This is a genomic window from Flavobacterium geliluteum, assembly GCF_017948595.1.
GTDB lineage: Bacteria > Bacteroidota > Bacteroidia > Flavobacteriales > Flavobacteriaceae > Flavobacterium > Flavobacterium flavipigmentatum.
Window position 1 is genome coordinate 67,358 of the sequence record NZ_JAGFBV010000008.1, and the last position, 19,262, is coordinate 86,619.

The window sequence follows — 19,262 nt, forward strand, 5'->3', positions numbered from 1 at the left end:
AAATGAAACAATTCCTGAAAATTTACTTATGGCAATTCATTTCTATTCTATTTAATTTTGCTGCCATTTTTGTAGTTACTCCTTATCTTTCTTCTAATCAAACTATATACGGAATTTATACGCTTATTGTGGCGGCCTATATGTTTTTGTCTTATGCCGATTTTGGATTTTTGGGCGCAGGAATGAAATTTGCTTCGGAGTGTTATGCCCGCAAAGATTTAAAACAAGAAATTAAAATAATAGGATTCACCGGATTCATTTTTTTAGTATTTGTGCTGGTATATGCTTTGGGCGTTTTTTTTCTTTCTTTTAAACCCGAAATCTTGGTTAAGAGTTTAGCGAATGCTGAAGAACGATCAATAGCGAGTAATCTTCTTTTAATATTAGCTTTATTTTGCCCTGTCTTTGTTATGCAAAGAATTGTTCAAATAATATTTGCTGTACGTTTAAGAGATTACGTTTTTCAAAGGATTTTTATAGTAGCTAATGCTATAAAAATTGTTTTTGCCATGATTTTCTTTAGTCATAAAAGCTATCCAATTGTTGGTTATTTTCTTTTCTCGCAAATATGTACTTTGATAGCTGTTTTGTTGGGTTTGTATCTTGCCAAAAAGAGATTTGGATATAACTTTAAACTTTTCTTCGGATATTTTAAGTTTTCTAAAGAAATATATGAAAAAACAAAAAAATTGGCCTTTGTTTCCATATTTCTTACTCTTTGCTGGATTTTATATTATGAATTAGACCCTTTTGTGATTTCAAGACTATTAGGAGCAAAACAGCTGGCAATTTTTGCAATCGGTTTTACATTAATGGAATATTTTAGAGGCGTTTTTGGAATCATTTTCAGTCCTTTTACGGCAAAGTTTAATCATTTTGTTGGTTTAAAAGATTTTAATGGCTTGCACGTTTTCTTTAACAAAGTTTTGGTTCTTGCTCTACCTTTAACCGTTTTTCCAGTTTTGGCAGTTTCCATAACTATAAAAAATTTTATTTTTTGCTGGGTTGGAAACCAATATGCCGATTCTGTACCAATTGCCCAGGTATTGGTTTTAAGTTTTTTATTTAGTTTTTTATCATCACCTACCGGAATTTTGATAATGGCTTATGAGCGCGCAAAACTGCTGTATATTACTAATGCTCTTTTACCAATAATTTATTGGTTGGGTGTATTTATAGCTTTTAAATTCATTGGTTTACAGGTTTTTGCAGATTTTAAAGTTGCTGCTTTTTTTGTGGTCGCTATTGTTTATCTGAATATAATTGTAAAACTTTTGAAATTGAAATTTTGGCCTTTTTTGTGGAAATTAGTTTCGCCTGCAATATTGCCGATCTTGTTTATTGTATCAGCAACATTACTGACAAAATCATATCTTCCTCTTGAAAAGAATAAAATAAATTTGTTGGTTTATTTTATATACAATGGAATAATAATTTTATTTGCGATTATTGCTTATTATTTTTCCTGCTTTGAGTATAGAAAAAGTATGAATTCAATATTTGCTCCTATTTTCAATAAAATATCTGAACGTAATAGTAAAAAATATAGATAATGATTTTTCTGGTTTTTTTCAAAAGATCTTTAATGAGTTTGTATATAATTTTTAATGAGGCTTTTGCTTTAGTAAAGCTTCAAAAAAAATATCCAACTTGTGCTTTTTACTCAGGTGCGAAGATTTCAAATACAGTATTTGGGAATTATAATGTTATTTTTAATGACGTTTTGATAGACTCTTGTAGTATTGGGGATCACTCTTATATTCAAAAAAGGTCAACAATATTTAATACCGATATTGGAAAATTTTGTTCTATTGCATCAGGTGTTAGTTTAGGTCCTGGAATTCACAAAACAGATGGAGTGAGTACACATCCTGTTTTTTATCTTAATAATACACCACTTATAAAAAAGTTCAGTGATAAAGATTTATTGATTTCGTCAAAAAAAACCACGATTGGCCATGATGTTTGGATTGGAGAAAAAGCAATTGTTTTGGACGGTGTGACTATTGGAACCGGGGCAATTATCGCAGCAGGTTCAGTAGTTACAAAAGATGTTGCGCCTTACGTTATTGTTGGTGGAGTTCCGGCAAAGCAAATTAAATATCGATTTGAAGAAAAAGAAATAGATTTGCTTTTAAAATCGGAATGGTGGGATTATCCTGAGGATTGGCTTGCAAAGAATTGTAAGTCATTTAATAATATCAATGAGTTTTTAAGTAATATGCCAAAAAAATGATAGAGTACTTAAAGAGAATCCCTAATCTTTTCTATTTTATATTTAATTTTTTTAAATATAAAAAGTTGAACATAAGGGCAGTGCTTTTCCTTTCTACAAAAGTTCAAGGTAAAAAATACATATCTATTGGTCGCAACTCAGTTGTCCAAAGAGGAGGCTGGTTATTAGCTTTAAAAATTGATAACGAAAATCCAATACTTTCAATCGGAGACAATTGTGCTATAGGGGATTATTGCCATGTCATATCCGTAAGAAAAGTAGTTTTTGAGAACGATGTATTAGTAGCTAACAATGTTTATATATCAGATAATCTTCATGATTATGAAAATATAAATATTCCTATAAAAGATCAGGCTGTAAAATTTAAAAGAGAAGTAGTTTTGCAATCCGGTTGCTGGATTGGTGAAAACGTATGCATTATAGGTGCAAGTGTTGGTAAAAACAGTGTTATTGGAGCAAATTCTGTTGTAACAAGTGATATTGGAGATTATTGTATTGCAGTAGGTAGTCCCGCAAAAGTGATAAAAAAATACGACTTAAAGTCTGAAAAATGGCTTTCAGTAAATGCAAATAATTAATTATAATTTATAATGAAAAAGGTATTAATTACAGGAGGGGCGGGTTTTATAGGTTCCAATGTAGCCAGAGTATTAATTAAAGAAGGGTATGAAATTACAGTTTTAGATAACTTTCTGCCACAAATTCATGGTGATAAAGATGTATTGCCAGAGGATTTAAACGGTAAAGTAAGATTAATTGTAGGAGACGTAGCAGATAAATCGGTGCTTTATAATGCACTTAAAGAGCAAGATGCTGTTATACATTATGCTGCCGAAACAGGTACAGGACAATCGATGTATGCAGTTTCGCATTATACAAATGTTAACATTCAGGCAACAGCTAATTTATGTGATTATATCATCAATGAAGATCATCAGATAAAAAACGTAATCGTTGCTTCTTCAAGGTCAATATATGGAGAAGGAAAATACAATTCTCCAGAGTACGGAACGGTGTATCCTAATTCTAGAACCTTTCAAAATGTAAAAGAAAGTTTTGAGGTATGTTGTCCTAAATCAGGAAAACATAATTTAGAAGTTGAAGCAACAGATGAAGCATCCAAAATTCATCCTTCTTCTTTTTATGGGATTACCAAACAGGTGCAAGAGCAAATGATTATTTTGGCAACTCAATTGAAGAATATTAATGGGTATGCTTTGCGATATCAAAATGTTTATGGACCGGGGCAGTCTCTAAAAAATCCATACACAGGTATATTGTCTATTTTTACACGTTTGGCTTTGCAAAACGAAGAAATCAATATTTTTGAGGATGGACTTGAAAGTAGAGATTTTGTACACATTAATGATGTGGTTGCTGCTACAATATCTTGTCTAAAATTAGAGAAAAAAGGACAGCATATTCTTAATGTTGGTAGTGGAGTACCTGTAAATGTTCTTGAAGTAGCTCAAGAGATTGTAAGTTATTTAAAAAGTAAATCTGAAATTAAAATTTCAGGAGCTTTTAGAGAAGGCGATATTAGACACAATTTTGCCGATTTAACGTTGATTAAGGAAGTTGTCGGTTTTGAACCAAAGTGGAGTTTTAAAGATGGACTGCACAGTTTTATAGACTGGGCATTAAAACAAAATGATGTTCCTAAAGACACGACTGATTACAGAAAGTCTTTAGGAGAATTAAAAGAAAAAGGTTTATTGAATGGATAAATTGACTCAGCCGTTAGTAAGTATTGTTTTTACTAGTTATAATCATCAGGAATATTTAAGACAGGCTTTAGATAGTCTGGTAAATCAAACATATCCTAATATTGAAATTATCATTATTGATGATTGTTCTACTGATGGAAGTCAGGAAATTCTTAAAGAATATGAACATTATAGTAATATAAATTTAAAATTGCAGACTCAAAACTCTGGTAGTTATGTAAAAGCCAGTAATTTTGGAGCTTCGCTTGCCACAGGTGATTATATTCTTTTTGCCCAGTGTGATGATTTTGCTGAGCCGACACAAATTGAAATACTTCTGAAAATTTTTGAAAGCAACCCATCTGTAGGAGTAGTTTTTTCTAAAAGTAATCTTGTCAATGAAAAAGGAGAAATATTTGCTGATGATTTTTATGGAAGGGAAAAAAGTTTTAAGACAGCCGTAAAAGAAAGTGGATTAATAAAAGCAGATAAAATGAAAGAGTTTCTTTCTTTTTCATGTGTAATTCCAAATTTGAGTGCCGCCTTAATCAAACATGACTTATTTAAAGAAATCAATGGACTGTCAGATCAATATTTGGTTGTAGCCGATTGGGAGTTTTGGTTGGATTTGACAGAGAAAACAGATTTTTATTATGTGTTTCAACCGCTTAATTACTTTAGGCAGCATGCAACTACGATAAGAAGCAGTATAAAAATGAAAACCCAAATTGTAGAGATATATAAAATGTTTTATAATCATATATCCAAAAATCAATTAGAACCAATTCAAGTGCATAAAATAAAAATGGGTGCAGGAGCGGTCTGGTTTTCTTATTTCGTAGAAAGTAAAAAAGCATGGCTAAAGTGTTTCGCCGCAGTCTATCCAGAAATTAACAAAATAGAAAAAAGAGGCCTATACTATTTGTTTCTTGGTGCGAAGAAACAAGTTTTAGAGTATTTTTTTGTAAAAACAAATAAATTAGTCTGAATGCAGGATTTACATATGAACGACCCCATTTTAAAATTAAAATCAAATCAATATGCTTCCCAATAATATTAAAATAGGTATTACCTTTAGTGCATTTGATTTGTTGCATGCAGGACATATCAAAATGCTTGAGGAAGCCAAAAGACATTGTGATTATTTAATTATAGGATTGCAAACTGATCCTACACTTGATCGTCCCGAAAAAAACAGACCTACGCAAACTGTAGTAGAGCGATATATACAACTCAAAGCTTGCATACATGTTGATGAGATTGTACCCTACGCAACGGAACAGGACTTAGAAGATATTCTCCACTCTTTCAAAATTGATGTTCGTATTATTGGAGATGAATACAGAGAGAAAAATTTTACCGGTAGAACTTATTGCGAAGAGAAAGGTATCGAATTATACTTTAATAAAAGAGATCATAGGTTTTCAAGTAGTGCATTGAGGGAAGAAGTGGCTAATAAAGAATTATTAAAAAAAACATGAAGATAGTTGTAGTTGGTACAGGTTATGTTGGATTGGTAACCGGTACGTGTTTTGCAGAAGTAGGAATTGATGTAATTTGTGTTGATATAGACGCAGAAAAAATAAATAATTTAAATAATGGAATACTTCCAATTTTTGAACCAGGACTTGAAACTTTAGTAATCAAAAATATTTCTAACGGAAGATTGAAATTTTCGACTTCATTAAAACAAAGTATTTCTGATGCAGGTGTAGCTTTTATTGCCGTTGGAACTCCTCCCGGAGAAAATGGTAGTGCAGATTTGCAATATGTTCTCGCCGTGGCAAGTGAAATAGGACAGTATATGAATAATTACAGCGTAATTGTTACCAAAAGTACTGTTCCTGTGGGAACTGCGCAAAAAGTACAAATGGCTATACAAAAAGAGTTGGAGAATCGGAATCTCAACATTTCATTTGATGTTGCATCAAACCCCGAATTTTTAAAAGAAGGAGCCGCTATCGATGATTTTTTAAAACCAGATCGAATAGTGGTTGGAATTTCTAGCAAACAGGCCGAAGAAGTTATGCGTAAATTATACAAACCTTTTTTGCTTAATGGTCATCCAATTATATTTATGGATGTGCCAAGTGCCGAGATGACCAAGTACGCTGCCAATAGTATGTTAGCTACAAAGATTAGTTTTATGAATGATATTGCGAATCTTTGTGAAATTATGGGTGCTGATGTGAATATGGTTAGAAAAGGAATTGGCAGCGATGCACGAATTGGGAATAAATTTATTTATCCTGGAATTGGATATGGCGGTTCTTGTTTTCCAAAAGATGTTAAGGCACTAATAAAAACTGCTGCTGAGAATGGTTATTCTATGAAGATTTTGCAAGCAGTTGAAGCAGTTAATGAATATCAGAAAACAGTTTTGTTCAATAAATTGAACAATCGTTTTCAAGGAAATCTTGAAGGAAAAACAATAGCAATGTGGGGACTTTCATTTAAACCAAATACGGATGATATGAGGGAAGCTCCTTCTTTAGTTTTGGTTGATAGTATTTTGAAAGCTGGCGGTAATGTTCAGGCCTTTGATCCAGTTGCAATGAAAGAAGCTAGGCACATCATTGGAGATAAAATTGTGTATTGTAAAAATGAATATGATACGTTAATAAATGCTGATGCATTAATGATTGTTACCGAATGGACCGATTTTCGTTCACCTAATTTTGATAAAATCAAAACACTTCTAAATAATGCAATCGTATTTGATGGAAGAAATATATTTGATGGTAAAGAAATGAATGAGTTAGGGTTTGAATATTATGGAATTGGAACAAGAAATGATTAAATTATGAGTAAAAGAATATTAATTACAGGTGCAGCAGGATTTTTGGGTTCACATTTGTGTGATCGTTTTATCTTAGAAGGATTTCAGGTTGTTGGGATGGACAATCTTATTACAGGAGATTTGAAAAACATAGAACACCTATTTCCATTAGAGAATTTTGAGTTTTATAACCATGATGTTTCCAATTTTGTACATGTTAGTGGTAATTTGGATTATATTTTACATTTTGCATCTCCGGCAAGTCCAATAGATTACTTAAAAATACCAATACAGACTCTTAAAGTAGGTTCGTTAGGAACTCATAATTTGTTAGGATTGGCTAAAGAAAAAAAAGCGAGGTTTTTGATCGCTTCAACATCCGAAGTATATGGGGATCCCACAGTACATCCACAGCCTGAGGAATATTTTGGTAATGTTAATCCTGTTGGACCCAGAAGTGTTTATGATGAAGCCAAAAGATTTCAGGAGGCAATTACTATGGCATATCATACTTTTCACGGACTTGAAACTCGGATAGTTAGAATATTTAATACTTATGGGCCGAGAATGAGATTAAATGACGGCAGGGTTTTACCTGCTTTTATTGGTCAGGCATTAAGAGGGGAAGACTTGACAATTTTTGGAGATGGTTCACAGACGAGAGCTTTTTGTTATGTTGATGATTTGATAGAGGGTATTTACAAATTATTGATGTCGGATTATGTTTATCCTGTAAATATTGGAAATCCAAATGAAATTACAATGAATGATTTTGCTCAAGAAATTATAAAATTGACCGGAACGAATCAAAAAATAGTTTATCATCCACTTCCGCAGGATGATCCAAAACAAAGACAACCTGATATATCAAAAGCGCAATTACTTTTAAATTGGGAACCTAAAATTTCTCGTGAAGAAGGACTGAAAATAACATATGAATATTTTAAAAATTTCACAAAAGAAGAGTTAGAAAAAACGAAACTAAATAAGGAATTTTTAAGAAAATAATCATGGGAGATTTTTTTGTTTCAGTAATAATACCAACTTACAATAGAGCTAACGATTTAGATAGATGCTTAAAATCATTACAACATCAAACCTATAAGAATTTTGAGGTATTAGTATGTGATGATGGATCAACTGACAATACAAAAGAAATTGTAGAAAAATACAATTCTATATTGAAAATAAAATATATCAAAGATGAGAACTTTGGAGGACCGGCAAGACCTCGAAATAAAGGAATTTCTGAAGCTAAAGGTGATTGGATTTGTTTTTTAGATTCGGATGACTGGTGGTACCCAAATAAATTGAATGACTCTTTACCTTATTTGAATGATTACGATTTAATCCATCACAATTTAGATATCTATTCTAATCTAGAAAAGTCAAAAGGCGTGGCAAAGGGCAGGATTTTTGGCGAAAATATTTCAAACGATTTGATTGTTAATGGCAATGGAATCGTAAATTCAAGTGTGTTAATTAGAAAAAGTATTGTTGATCTAACCGGAAAAATTACGGAAGATAAAAACCTAATCGCAGTTGAGGATTATGATTACTGGATTAGAGTAGCTAAAGTAACAAACCGTTTTAAATATATTGACCAAAGCCTTGGCGGGTATTGGGAAGGAGAGAATATATCCTATTCTGTTAAACAGATTGATAGAGCAAAATCTTTGTTGGATAAATACTTTCAAGATCTATCATTACCCGAACAGAAATCGGCAACTTCACTTCATTATTTTAATGCGGCTCGCATGTATCATTATTTGTATATGTATACAGAAGCTAGTAATTGTTATCTGGAATCATTGAGTACAAATAACTTAAAAAGAACGTTGAAAGCAATTGGTGGTTATCTAATGTGTCAATTCAGGATTAAATAACATGAGACTTCTAAATGGGTAAAAGTTTAAAAGAAATCGATTTAAATAAAATTTTAAAAGTATCTAATTTAGGTATCTTGATTTTATTATGGTATTCCTATTATAAAAATGGGGAAGCCTTATATGTAAATTTTAATACGATTCTGTTAGGTACTGCATTATCTTTTCAAATTGGTGTCTTTTTATTTTTGGAAAAAAGAAGGCGCGATCCTTTTGTTATTTTATTATGTCTGCAAATGGTTTTCTATTTTTTATTGCGAATTGTAACACTGTTAAATTATTCTTTTTCAAATGTTTTTACGCGATTTCCTTTTACAGCTGAGAATCTTAATTATGCTTTGGTATTTATCATCATAGCTAATCTTGCGTTTTATTTTGGGCTTACTATTAATGGTTTACGAAAATCTACATTAGATCAAGTAATAAATGCTGTTCCTGTAAAAACACATTTGATTGTTGTTTTAATTGGAATTGGGTATTTCTTCGCTTTTTATCAGCGAGTTGGTTTGGGTTTTTTAGAAGGAATAATGGGCATGATTCAGAGTCTTTTTGTGAACTTGGGAACGATGCTTTTTATGGCGATTGTTTTTTTGTTTTTGTTTGGAAAACGAATTGGTCAAAAAACTAAAACTGCTGTATTGGGGGGTATTATTCTAATGGTTATTATACAAACTTTAACAGGTAGCAGATCTGCAATACTATCAATTATCAATTATATTATTTTTGCACAATTGGCCCTATATGATAGTATTAAAGTTAAAAAAATATATTTAGTATTTGGAGCCGTTCTGGTACCTATTATGATTTTGATATTTGCAGTTTCTACGTTCTTGCGGCCTCGTCTTGAAAATAGAGGAAATATTGGAGGGGAAACTTTCGAGGTTCTGAAGGAATTTGACTTTACAGATGCTATTACCGATGGGTCTGATTTGGTTTTGAAACAAGTTTTTGATAGGATTGGTTTTTTGGATTATTGTGCAGAAATAATGTCTAATTCTGATAAATATGCGGGAATATTTAATCCCTGGTATTATTTTAAAAGTATTGTAGATAATATTTTAACACCAGGTTTCACAGTTTTTGATACACCGAGGGCCTCAAACGCAACCACGTTTATTTACAATGAAATAGGAACGCCAAGTTTATCAAGAGTAGGTGAAGGGTATCAATCGGATGAATTTACGCTCTATGGTGAGTTTTACGCTTTGCTGGGGAAATGGTTTTCTTTGATTCCGATATTTTTCTTGGGGTTTTTCTTTAAAAGGATATATTTGAATTTAAGTCAAAATGATATTTATCTGTTTTATTTGAAAAGAGCCATCATATTATTCGTTTTTTATTCGACTTTAAATAGTTTCGGATTAGATTGGATATTGCTGGATGTTATTGCGATATTTTTTACGTACCAAATATTTAAAGGTTTTTTTAAGTTTGAAAAGCTTTAGAGCATTTGTCAGTCGAGTTTTTGATTATGATTTTATTAAAAAAAAGTAAAGTTTATGAATGAATATTTGAGTGTAAAATTAAAATTGATTTCTTTTTTTTCTATGATAATGGTTGTGTTTTTACACTCCTATAATTTGGTGATTAATTTGACTTCAGGAACTGTTTTAGTAGATCAGGGTTATAGTACATTTATTCAGAACTTTATTAGTCAGGGAATAGCACGAGTTGCTGTGCCTTTATTTTTTTCGATTTCAGGATATCTGTTTTTTCTAAACAGTAGAGGAGAACTTAAGGAATTTATTCTAAAATTTAATAAAAGATTAAAAACAATAGTAATTCCTTACCTGTTTTGGTCGATTTTTTGTTTGCTTTTATTCCTGATAATGCAATCTATTCCACAATTGGCCATCTTTTTTACCAATAAACATGTAATAGATTATACTGTTTCTGAATTTATTTCTTCTGTTTTTATCAATCCAATTCCTTATCAACTTTGGTTTTTGAGAGATTTAATGATTTTGGTAGTTTTATCACCTATTTTATTTTATCTAATAAAAAAATTCAGCTATTTTGCTTTAGTTGTTTTTATGGTTGCATGGTTTTTAGATTTTAACTTTATATTTTTTTCTAATGAGTCATTACTTTTTTTGCTTTTGGTGTATCTATAAGTATACTTAAAAAAGAAATCTTGGAAATTAAGTTTTCAAAAAAAGAATTAATTTATACATTAATTTGGATTGTGATTCTTTTTTTTAGAAATGCACTTGTTCAGTATAACTATGATAATAGCCACCTATTACTTATTTTGCATAAAATCAGTGTTTTAATTGGAGTTATTGCTGTTTGGAGTTTGTATGATGTTTTAGTTAAAAATTGGGATTTGACCAAAAGTAGATTATATACTTTTTCCAATTATTCGTTTTTTATCTTTGTTTTCACGAGCCCATGTTATCGTTTTTAAAAAAAATCTTTTTTTACTTAACAAATAAAAATGAATTAATGTCTTTGCTAATATATATAATAGCTCCCGTGATAACAATAATAATGAGTCTTTTTGTTGGGTATTGCTTAAAACGTTTTGTTCCGAAATTCTATTCAATTGTAACCGGAGGAAGATAGCAATGTTAGCATTAAATTAGAAATTACTAAAAATGATTAATAATAAAAAAATAAAAATTGGAATTGATGCCTCTCGTAACCGTTCGGGTGGGGCTAAAGCTCACGTAATTGGGATAATATCAGAAGGGAATCCACAAGATTATGGGATTGACGAAGTTCATATTTGGGCATTTAAATCGCTATTAGACTCTTTGCCTGATCAACCATGGCTTATTAAGCATAATCCGGAAGATTTGGAAAGTTCACTATTTACACAAATTTTCTGGCAGTGTTTTAAATTAGAGAAAGAAGCAAAAAAAAATGAAATTGATATTTTATTTGCAACTGATGCAAGTACTTTTTCTTCTTTTTCTCCAATGGTGGTAATGAGTCAAGATTTAATTCAATATGAGCCAGGGATTATGAAAATATACGGGTGGGGAATTTCCCGTTTAAGTAATTTTATGAAACTGGTTTTTCAAAACAAGGCTATGCGCCAGGCTAAAGGAGTTATATTTCTTACTAAATATTCTATGAATACTGTACAGGTAGTTACAGGGAACATTAATAGTGCGGTTGTAATCCCTCATGGTGTTGGAAAATCTTTTAAGGATGAAATGCATTGTCCAAAAGAGAATTTGACTAATCAGAAAACTATAAAATGTATCTATGTTTCAAATACTGAAATGTATAAACATCAGTGGAATGTTGTTAAGGCGATTGCAACTTTAAGAAGAAAAAATATGCCTGTCGAACTTGTTCTGGCAGGAGGAGGTACCGGAGAATCCAGAAAGTTGTTAGATGAAGAGATTCAGAAATCTGATCCTAATAATGAATTTGTGAAGATTCTTGAATTTGTTACCCCATCAGAAATGCCAAAACTATTATCAAATTCGGACATATCTATTTTTGCATCAAGTTGTGAAAATCTTCCTGTAACACTTTTGGAATCTATGGCAGTTGGTTTGCCTATAGCGTCTTCTGATAGAGGGCCAATGCCTGAGGTTTTGAAAGAAGGGGGAGTTTATTTCAATCCAATGGATCCAGATTCAATAGCTTCTGCAGTTGAAAAATTAATTAAAAATGATGCTACTCGGCTTATGAATGCCAAGAGGGCAAAAGAATTAGCATTAGAGTATTCGTGGAACTCATGCTCAAATAAAACTTGGGATTATCTAGTAAAACATATTTAAAATAAATGGAAAACAGAGCTTATCAAATTTGCACAAAAACTATCATGGATACAACAGATCCAAATATTGTTTTTGATGAAAACGGCATTTCAGATTACTATCATAATTTTCATAACGTAATAGTGCCTAACTGGCATACCGATGAGAAAGGTTATGATGAATTAATGCAGGTAGCAGCTAAAATAAAAAAAGAGGGAGAAGGAAAAGATTTTGATTGTATCATAGGTTTGAGCGGTGGACTTGATAGTTCCTACGTGGCTTATGTAGCGAAAGAAATAATGGGGATAAGACCTTTGTTGTTTCACGTCGATGCAGGTTGGAATACAGATAAAGCGGTTGGAAATATCGAGAAATTGTGCAATGGTTTAGGTTTGGATTTATATACCGAAGTAATCAATTGGGAAGAAATGAAGGATTTGCAGGTTGCTTTTTTGAAATCGCAAATTGTTGATCAGGATTTACCTCAGGATTACGCTTTTTTTTCAGGCTTATATACGTTTGCCAAAAAAAATAAAATAAAATACGTTTTGACAGGCGGAAATTTCTCTACAGAATGTTGCAGAGAACCTGAAGAATGGGGTGGTTTTCCGGGGATAGATATGATGTTGGTAAAAGATATACATTCAAAGTTTGGAAAGCGTCCGCTTAAAACTTTTCCGTTAGTAGATATTCTCAGTTACAAGCTCTATTACCGCTATGTATTAGGAATGCAGGTTTTTAAACCATTGAATTTACTTCCTTATATAAAGACAGATGTAGAAAAGTTGCTGGTAGAAAAGTTTGGATGGGAACCTTTTCAGCACAAACATCACGAATCTAGATTTACTCGATTTTATGAGGATTTTTGGCTACCTAAGAAATTCGGGTTTGATAGGAGAAAGATCCACTTTTCGAGTCTTATCTTAACAGGGCAAATGACAAGAGAAGAAGCTTTGGCAAGAATATCTAAACCTGAATTGAGCGAAGAAGATTTGAAGAAAGAGTTTGAATATGTAGCAAATAAACTAGATCTTACTGTTGAGGAATTGCAAAAAATATATGAGGGTGAAAATAAAACATTTCACGATTATAAAAACAAAATAAAGTTAATAGGTCTAGGTGCAAAAGTGATGAGAAAACTAGGACTTGAAAAACGATTATTTAGATGATAACAATTATAGACTATGGCGTTGGTAATATCAACGCCTTTGTTAATGTATATAAACGAGTAAATGTGCCAACCAAAATTGCCAAAACTGCGGCTGATTTAGAAGGTGCCCAGAAATTAATTTTACCTGGAGTTGGTCATTTTGATCATGCCATGTCAGAATTGATAAAGTCTGGTATGCGTGAAAAACTAGATGAATTGGTCATGGTGCAGAAATTGCCGGTTATTGGTATTTGTGTAGGTATGCAAATGATGGGAAATTCTAGTGACGAAGGAAAGCTGGAGGGGCTGAAATGGATTGATGCTTCGGTAAAGAAATTTGACGAAACCAAGATTCAGCAAGTTACAAGGCTCCCTCATATGGGTTGGAATGATGTAAATCCAGTAATTTCTAATCCTTTGTTTGAGGGTTTAGAAAAAGATGCTTTGTTTTATTTTCTGCATTCCTATTATTTTGAATGCAATAATACCGATGATATCCTGGCAATTTCTGAGTATGGTGGACAATTCACTTGTGCAACCCATCACCAGAATGTATATGGTATTCAATTTCACCCGGAGAAAAGTCATCACTATGGTGAAACTTTATTACATAATTTTGCAAAATTGTAACTATGCTTAGACCCAGAATTATACCAAGCCTTTTAATTCATGAAAATGGTTTGGTAAAAACCGTGAATTTTAAGAATCCTAAATACGTTGGAGATCCTATTAATGCGGTTAAAATTTTTAATGAAAAAGCAGTAGATGAATTAGCAATATTTGATATTGATGCAACAGTACTGGGTAAAGAACCTAATTATAGCCTTATCGAGCGTTTGGCCAGCCAATCGATGATGCCTTTGTGTTACGGAGGAGGTGTTAAAACAGTTGAACAAGCACAGCGTATTTTTAGTTTGGGTATTGAAAAAATTGCTTTGAGTTCGGCCGTTTTGCAAAACCCGAAATTAATTACTGAAATTTCTGATCGGGTAGGAGCACAAAGTGTTATTGTGGTTCTCGATGTTAAGAAAAAATTACTTGTAGGATACGAAGTCTATACCCATAACGGTAAAAAAGCTACAGGAATCAATCCTTTTAAATTTGTAGAAGAAGCTCAGAAATTGGGTGCGGGAGAAATTGTAATTAATTCCATTGATAAAGATGGAGTGATGAAAGGCTACGATATGGATTTAATTGCTAAAGTGCGAGAAAAAATTTCGCTTCCTATGACTGTCTTAGGAGGTGCAGGTTCTTTGCAGGACATTGAAAAAGTCATCGATGTTCATGGAGTTATTGGAGTAGCTGCGGGTAGTTTGTTTGTGTTTAAGGGACCATATAAAGCAGTATTGATTAACTATCCAACACAGTTAGAAAAAAATAAGATCTTTAAAATATAAACATAATTAAAATTTTCACGCAGATGAATGCAGATTAAGAAAAGGCATAAATACAGCTTTTTAATTTAAATAATCAGCATGGCGATAAATCTGCGAATGTCTTCGTGAACATTTTTTTAGATAGAATTAATACAAAATGGAAATTCAAGATAAAATCCTTCTTATAACTGGAGGTACAGGCTCTTTTGGTAATGCAGTTCTAAACCGTTTTCTTCACACTGACCACTTCAAAGAAATCCGAATTTTTTCTCGTGACGAGAAAAAACAAGATGATATGCGTAATCAGTTAAAAAATGATAAGCTTAAGTTTTATATCGGAGATGTAAGAGATTATGGTAGTGTAGAGCGAGCAATGCGCGGAGTAGATTATGTGTTTCACGCAGCAGCTTTAAAACAAGTGCCATCATGTGAATTTTTTCCTTTGGAAGCTACAAAAACTAACGTTTTTGGAACACAGAATGTGATTGATGCCGCAGGTGCTAATAAAGTAAAGAAAGTGATTTGTCTGAGTACAGACAAAGCAGCCTATCCTATTAATGCGATGGGGATTTCTAAAGCATTAATGGAAAAAGTAGCCGTGGCAGCGTCCAGAAATTTATCGGATACAACAGTTTGTCTAACACGTTATGGAAATGTAATGGCCTCGAGAGGTTCTGTAATTCCTTTGTTTTTAAAACAAATTAAAGAAGGGAATCCAATTACGATTACGGATCCAAATATGACCCGTTTTTTAATGTCATTGGAAGAAGCGGTGGAATTAGTTTTGTTTGCTTTTGAAAATGGTAATCCAGGTGACTTATTTGTAAATAAAGCCCCTGCAGGAACTATTGGAGATTTGGCGAAAGCTTTGAAAGAATTATGTAAAGCAGATACAGAAATCAAGATTATCGGAACCCGTCATGGAGAGAAATTATATGAAACTTTATGTACTCGTGAGGAAATGGTAAAAGCAGAAGATATGGGAGATTTTTACCGCATTCCTGCTGATAACCGGGATTTGAATTATGCTATATACTTTTCAGAGGGAGAAGAAAATATCGCAACAGCAGAAGATTATCATTCTCATAATACTGAACAGCTTGGAGTAGAAGGAATGAAAGTATTGCTTTCGAAATTACCTCTAGTTCGTAAAGAAGTGTTTGGGGAAGACGTTTTTGTTTCAGCAAGTTAAAAAGTGAAATTTTCCGAAGGGAAAATCAAAAAATAAAATATTATGAAAAAAATAAAATTAGCCACTATACTTGGAACTCGTCCTGAAATAATCAGACTGGCAGAATGTATCAAACTGTGTGATCAGTATTTTGAGCATATTGTAATACATACGGGACAGAATTATGATTATGAATTGAATGAGATATTTTTTGAAGATTTAAATTTAAGAAAACCTGATTTTTTTCTGAATGTTGCAGGTAAGCATTTAGGTGAAACTATTGGTAATGTTATTTCAAAATCATACGAAATACTTGCAAGTGAAAGACCGGATGCATTACTGGTTTTAGGAGATACCAATAGTGTTTTGAGTACCATTGCAGCGAAGAGATTAAAAATTCCGATTTTTCACATGGAAGCGGGAAACCGTTGTTTTGACCAAAATGTGCCAGAAGAAATCAACAGAAAGATTTCGGATCATATTTCGGATATTAATTTAACCTATACTGAACACAGCAGAAGATATTTATTGAGCGAGGGTTTCCGTAAGGATCATGTTTTTGTAACAGGTTCGCCTTTGTATGAGGTCTTAAAGAAAAATGAAGTTAAAATCCAAAATTCAGATGTGGTTGAAAGATTAGGATTAGAGAAAGGGAAGTACATGGTTGTAAGTGCGCATAGAGAAGAAAATATTGATTTAAAAAATCACTTTGAAATTTTGTCAGAGTCATTAAATACTGTTGCAGAAAAATATAAAATGCCCATCATCTTTTCTACACATCCCAGAACTAAAAAAAGAATAGAAAGTTCTAATATTACTTTCGATCCATTAATAAAAAGTGTAGCTCCCTTAGGTTTTTTTGATTACGTTAAATTACAGCAAGATGCTTATGTCGTGCTATCTGATAGCGGTACTATTAGTGAAGAATCCGCTATGATGGGGTTTCCGGCTGTTAGTATTAGAACAAGTACCGAAAGACCAGAAGCGGTAGATGCCGGAACTATTGTATTAGGAGGAGTAAGTAAAGAAAGCATGCTTAATGCTATTGAAATTACAAAAGGGCTTTCGATAAATAGCAATTCTCAATTGCCATTAGAATATCAGCTAACCAATACTTCAGAACGAATTGTTAAGGTAATTCAGAGTTATACTCCCATTGTTAACAAAGTTATTTGGGATAAATAAAAATATTTAATGAAAAAAGTATTAGTAATTGGTATTAAAGGAATGGCAGGACATATATTGTTCAAGTCATTACCTCAGTTAGGAGAATATGATCTTTATGGTATAGCAAGAAATTTTGAATCAACAGATAAAACTTTCAACCTTGATGTATCCAATATAGAAGAGCTGAAAAAAATAATCGATTCGAATTTTGATATTATTATAAATTGTATTGGAATTTTGAATAAAGATGCTGAGGATAACCCGGACAAAGCAATATGGTTCAATAGTTATTTTCCTCATTTATTAGAATCATTGACAAAAAACACAAAAACTAAAGTAATTAGTATTAGTACAGATTGTGTTTTTTCCGGAAAAAAAGGAAATTATACAGAATCGGATGTTAGAGATGGTGAAGGATTTTATGCTATGTCGAAAGCGATGGGTGAAATTGAGAATGAAAAAGATTTGACAATAAGAACATCAATCATAGGTCCGGAATTGAATAATAACGGAATTGGTTTGTTTCATTGGTTCATGCAGCAAAAGGAAGGTGTAAATGGTTATTCACAGGCTTTTTGGTCAGGAATTACAACCATAGAATTAGCTAAAGTGATTCATCAGGCAATTTTGCAAGACATAAAGGGACTTATAATTGTTGCAGGCAAAAATAAAATTGATAAGTATAGTTTGTTAAAATTATTTAATAGAATTTTCAGGAATGACGCTTTGATTGTTTCTGAAAATTCTAAATATAAGGTTGATAAAAGCATGAAGAGCTTAAGAACTGATTTTGATTATAGTGTACCATCTTATGAAGAAATGATTTTGGAGATGAAACAGTGGATTGACGGTAATAATTATGATTATAATTGATGAGAATATTAATTATAACACAATATTTTTGGCCAGAAAGTTTTAAAATTAATGACTTAGCTTTAGGATTAAAAGAAAGAGGACATGAGGTTAGTATTTTAACTGCTATTCCAAATTACCCAAAGGGGGTTTTTGATGAGAATTATTCATTTTGGAAAAATAATGATGAGGAATGGAATGGGATAAAAATATACAGATCTAAGATTTTCCCCCGAGGAAAAGGAAGTATTCGCTTGATGCTAAATTATATTTCTTTTGTTATATTTTGTAGTATAAAAGTTCTTTTCATTAAAGAAAAGTTTGATAAAATATTTGTTTATGAACCTTCACCGGTAACAGTCGGATTACCTGCAATAGTAGCAAGCAGAAAAATGAAGTTACCCTATTATTTTTGGGTACAGGACTTATGGCCGGAAAGTCTCTCTGCTGCAGGAGGCATAAAGAATAAATACATACTTAGTTTTTTTAATAAAATAACCAAAGTTATTTATAAAAATGCTGAGAAGATATTAGTGCAGTCAAAAGGTTTTGAAAGTTATATTATTGAGCAAGGTGATTTCTCACAAAAATTAGTTTATTATCCTAATTCTGCTGAAAAATTATATAAGCCAGTAAATCCAACAGATCAGTATTTGTCTCAATTGCCTTTAGGTTTCAAACTTATATTTGCCGGTAATTTAGGAGAAGCACAAGGAATAGATACTTTAATCGAAGCTGCCAGGATTGTTAAAGATTTTGGTATCGAAGTTAATTGGGTTTTTTTAGGAGACGGACGTCAAAAGAATTATTATCTTAATGAGGTAAAAAATAAAGGATTAGCGGATATTTTCTTTTTTTTAGGATCTTTTCCGGCAGATGAGATGCCACATTTCTTCTCATGTGCAGATGCACTAATTGTTTCGTTAAAAAAAGATAAAATATTTGCATTAACGATTCCTTCAAAATTACAATCCTATTTAGCTTGTGGAAAGCCAATTTTGGCTTCTCTTGAAGGTGAGGGAGCCAAGGTTGTAGAAGAATCAAAAACAGGTTTTGTATCTCCACCTGAGAATTCAAAATTATTTGCTGAAAACGTAATTAAATTTTATAATTTATCTTCTGAAAGTAAAAATGAGATGAGGGAAAATGCTTTAGATTATTTCAAAAAGGAATTTGAGAGAGAAATGTTGATAGATAAGCTTGTAGGAATAATTAATAAGTAG

19 protein-coding genes are annotated in these 19,262 nt (G+C 32.0%); all 19 read left to right on the top strand.

The window, feature by feature from the left end; translation table 11 throughout:
- Positions 1-2: 2 nt before the first annotated feature.
- Positions 3-1,553: a lipopolysaccharide biosynthesis protein gene (locus J3495_RS06805; protein ID WP_210665801.1), complete on the top strand. Its 1,551-nt coding sequence runs from the start codon at positions 3-5 to the stop codon at positions 1,551-1,553.
- Positions 1,554-1,591: 38 nt separating this feature from the next.
- Complete coding sequence (locus J3495_RS06810) at positions 1,592-2,236, top strand: CatB-related O-acetyltransferase (RefSeq protein ID WP_210665802.1); 645 nt, start codon at positions 1,592-1,594, stop codon at positions 2,234-2,236.
- The gene (locus J3495_RS06815; RefSeq protein WP_210665803.1) at positions 2,233-2,814 is read left to right on the top strand and encodes an acyltransferase; all 582 of its coding nucleotides are present in this window, start codon (positions 2,233-2,235) and stop codon (positions 2,812-2,814) included. The genes J3495_RS06810 and J3495_RS06815 overlap by 4 nt, the downstream gene beginning before the upstream one ends.
- Before the next feature lie 12 nt (positions 2,815-2,826).
- Complete coding sequence (locus tag J3495_RS06820; RefSeq protein ID WP_210665804.1) at positions 2,827-3,963, top strand: NAD-dependent epimerase/dehydratase family protein; 1,137 nt, start codon at positions 2,827-2,829, stop codon at positions 3,961-3,963.
- Entirely contained in the window at positions 3,956-4,930 is a 975-nt protein-coding gene (locus tag J3495_RS06825; protein ID WP_210665805.1) for a glycosyltransferase, read from the top strand. Before J3495_RS06820 ends, J3495_RS06825 begins: the two co-directional genes overlap by 8 nt.
- A gap of 67 nt (positions 4,931-4,997) precedes the next feature.
- Positions 4,998-5,423 (top strand): adenylyltransferase/cytidyltransferase family protein, encoded by a 426-nt coding sequence (locus tag J3495_RS06830; RefSeq protein ID WP_210665873.1) that lies wholly within the window; start codon positions 4,998-5,000, stop codon positions 5,421-5,423.
- A complete protein-coding gene (locus J3495_RS06835; protein WP_210665806.1) occupies positions 5,420-6,742 on the top strand; it encodes a UDP-glucose dehydrogenase family protein in 1,323 nt (440 codons plus the stop codon). Before J3495_RS06830 ends, J3495_RS06835 begins: the two co-directional genes overlap by 4 nt.
- 3 nt (positions 6,743-6,745) lie before the next feature.
- The gene (locus J3495_RS06840; protein ID WP_210665807.1) at positions 6,746-7,729 is read left to right on the top strand and encodes a UDP-glucuronic acid decarboxylase family protein; all 984 of its coding nucleotides are present in this window, start codon (positions 6,746-6,748) and stop codon (positions 7,727-7,729) included.
- A 2-nt stretch (positions 7,730-7,731) separates the two neighbouring features.
- Positions 7,732-8,607 carry a glycosyltransferase family 2 protein gene (locus J3495_RS06845; RefSeq protein WP_210665808.1) on the top strand — a complete coding sequence of 292 codons (876 nt, stop codon included), beginning with the start codon at positions 7,732-7,734 and terminating at the stop codon, positions 8,605-8,607.
- Between the two features lie 14 nt (positions 8,608-8,621).
- Positions 8,622-10,052 carry a hypothetical protein gene (locus J3495_RS06850; protein WP_210665809.1) on the top strand — a complete coding sequence of 477 codons (1,431 nt, stop codon included), beginning with the start codon at positions 8,622-8,624 and terminating at the stop codon, positions 10,050-10,052.
- Positions 10,053-10,106: 54 nt separating this feature from the next.
- Positions 10,107-10,721: an acyltransferase family protein gene (locus tag J3495_RS06855; protein ID WP_210665810.1), complete on the top strand. Its 615-nt coding sequence runs from the start codon at positions 10,107-10,109 to the stop codon at positions 10,719-10,721.
- Positions 10,722-11,204: 483 nt separating this feature from the next.
- On the top strand, positions 11,205-12,344 hold the full coding sequence (locus J3495_RS06860; protein ID WP_210665811.1) for a glycosyltransferase family 4 protein: 1,140 nt from the start codon (positions 11,205-11,207) through the stop codon (positions 12,342-12,344).
- Positions 12,345-12,349: 5 nt separating this feature from the next.
- Entirely contained in the window at positions 12,350-13,492 is a 1,143-nt protein-coding gene (locus J3495_RS06865; RefSeq protein WP_210665812.1) for an N-acetyl sugar amidotransferase, read from the top strand.
- The gene (hisH, locus tag J3495_RS06870; protein WP_210665813.1) at positions 13,489-14,103 is read left to right on the top strand and encodes an imidazole glycerol phosphate synthase subunit HisH; all 615 of its coding nucleotides are present in this window, start codon (positions 13,489-13,491) and stop codon (positions 14,101-14,103) included. The genes J3495_RS06865 and hisH overlap by 4 nt, the downstream gene beginning before the upstream one ends.
- 2 nt (positions 14,104-14,105) lie before the next feature.
- On the top strand, positions 14,106-14,870 hold the full coding sequence (locus J3495_RS06875) for an AglZ/HisF2 family acetamidino modification protein (RefSeq protein WP_210665814.1): 765 nt from the start codon (positions 14,106-14,108) through the stop codon (positions 14,868-14,870).
- Between the two features lie 136 nt (positions 14,871-15,006).
- Positions 15,007-16,041: a polysaccharide biosynthesis protein gene (locus J3495_RS06880; RefSeq protein ID WP_210665815.1), complete on the top strand. Its 1,035-nt coding sequence runs from the start codon at positions 15,007-15,009 to the stop codon at positions 16,039-16,041.
- 42 nt (positions 16,042-16,083) lie between these two features.
- Positions 16,084-17,205, top strand: coding sequence for a non-hydrolyzing UDP-N-acetylglucosamine 2-epimerase (wecB, locus tag J3495_RS06885; RefSeq protein WP_210665816.1), 1,122 nt, complete (start codon positions 16,084-16,086; stop codon positions 17,203-17,205).
- A gap of 9 nt (positions 17,206-17,214) precedes the next feature.
- On the top strand, positions 17,215-18,060 hold the full coding sequence (locus J3495_RS06890; RefSeq protein WP_210665817.1) for a dTDP-4-dehydrorhamnose reductase family protein: 846 nt from the start codon (positions 17,215-17,217) through the stop codon (positions 18,058-18,060).
- Positions 18,060-19,262 carry a glycosyltransferase family 4 protein gene (locus J3495_RS06895; RefSeq protein WP_210665818.1) on the top strand — a complete coding sequence of 401 codons (1,203 nt, stop codon included), beginning with the start codon at positions 18,060-18,062 and terminating at the stop codon, positions 19,260-19,262. Before J3495_RS06890 ends, J3495_RS06895 begins: the two co-directional genes overlap by 1 nt.

Bases quoted from the DNA above. Each gene is read 5' to 3' on its own strand.
- hisH (WP_210665813.1), top strand. From the start codon at position 13,489: ATGATAACAATTATAGACTATGGCGTTGGTAATATCAACGCCTTTGTT.
- J3495_RS06855 (WP_210665810.1), top strand. From the start codon at position 10,107: ATGAATGAATATTTGAGTGTAAAATTAAAATTGATTTCTTTTTTTTCT.
- J3495_RS06865 (WP_210665812.1), top strand. From the start codon at position 12,350: ATGGAAAACAGAGCTTATCAAATTTGCACAAAAACTATCATGGATACA.
- J3495_RS06845 (WP_210665808.1), top strand. From the start codon at position 7,732: ATGGGAGATTTTTTTGTTTCAGTAATAATACCAACTTACAATAGAGCT.
- J3495_RS06840 (WP_210665807.1), top strand. From the start codon at position 6,746: ATGAGTAAAAGAATATTAATTACAGGTGCAGCAGGATTTTTGGGTTCA.
- J3495_RS06820 (WP_210665804.1), top strand. From the start codon at position 2,827: ATGAAAAAGGTATTAATTACAGGAGGGGCGGGTTTTATAGGTTCCAAT.
- J3495_RS06805 (WP_210665801.1), top strand. From the start codon at position 3: ATGAAACAATTCCTGAAAATTTACTTATGGCAATTCATTTCTATTCTA.
- J3495_RS06850 (WP_210665809.1), top strand. From the start codon at position 8,622: ATGGGTAAAAGTTTAAAAGAAATCGATTTAAATAAAATTTTAAAAGTA.
- J3495_RS06860 (WP_210665811.1), top strand. From the start codon at position 11,205: ATGATTAATAATAAAAAAATAAAAATTGGAATTGATGCCTCTCGTAAC.
- wecB (WP_210665816.1), top strand. From the start codon at position 16,084: ATGAAAAAAATAAAATTAGCCACTATACTTGGAACTCGTCCTGAAATA.
- J3495_RS06895 (WP_210665818.1), top strand. From the start codon at position 18,060: ATGAGAATATTAATTATAACACAATATTTTTGGCCAGAAAGTTTTAAA.
- J3495_RS06835 (WP_210665806.1), top strand. From the start codon at position 5,420: ATGAAGATAGTTGTAGTTGGTACAGGTTATGTTGGATTGGTAACCGGT.
- J3495_RS06815 (WP_210665803.1), top strand. From the start codon at position 2,233: ATGATAGAGTACTTAAAGAGAATCCCTAATCTTTTCTATTTTATATTT.
- J3495_RS06890 (WP_210665817.1), top strand. From the start codon at position 17,215: ATGAAAAAAGTATTAGTAATTGGTATTAAAGGAATGGCAGGACATATA.
- J3495_RS06825 (WP_210665805.1), top strand. From the start codon at position 3,956: ATGGATAAATTGACTCAGCCGTTAGTAAGTATTGTTTTTACTAGTTAT.
- J3495_RS06875 (WP_210665814.1), top strand. From the start codon at position 14,106: ATGCTTAGACCCAGAATTATACCAAGCCTTTTAATTCATGAAAATGGT.
- J3495_RS06880 (WP_210665815.1), top strand. From the start codon at position 15,007: ATGGAAATTCAAGATAAAATCCTTCTTATAACTGGAGGTACAGGCTCT.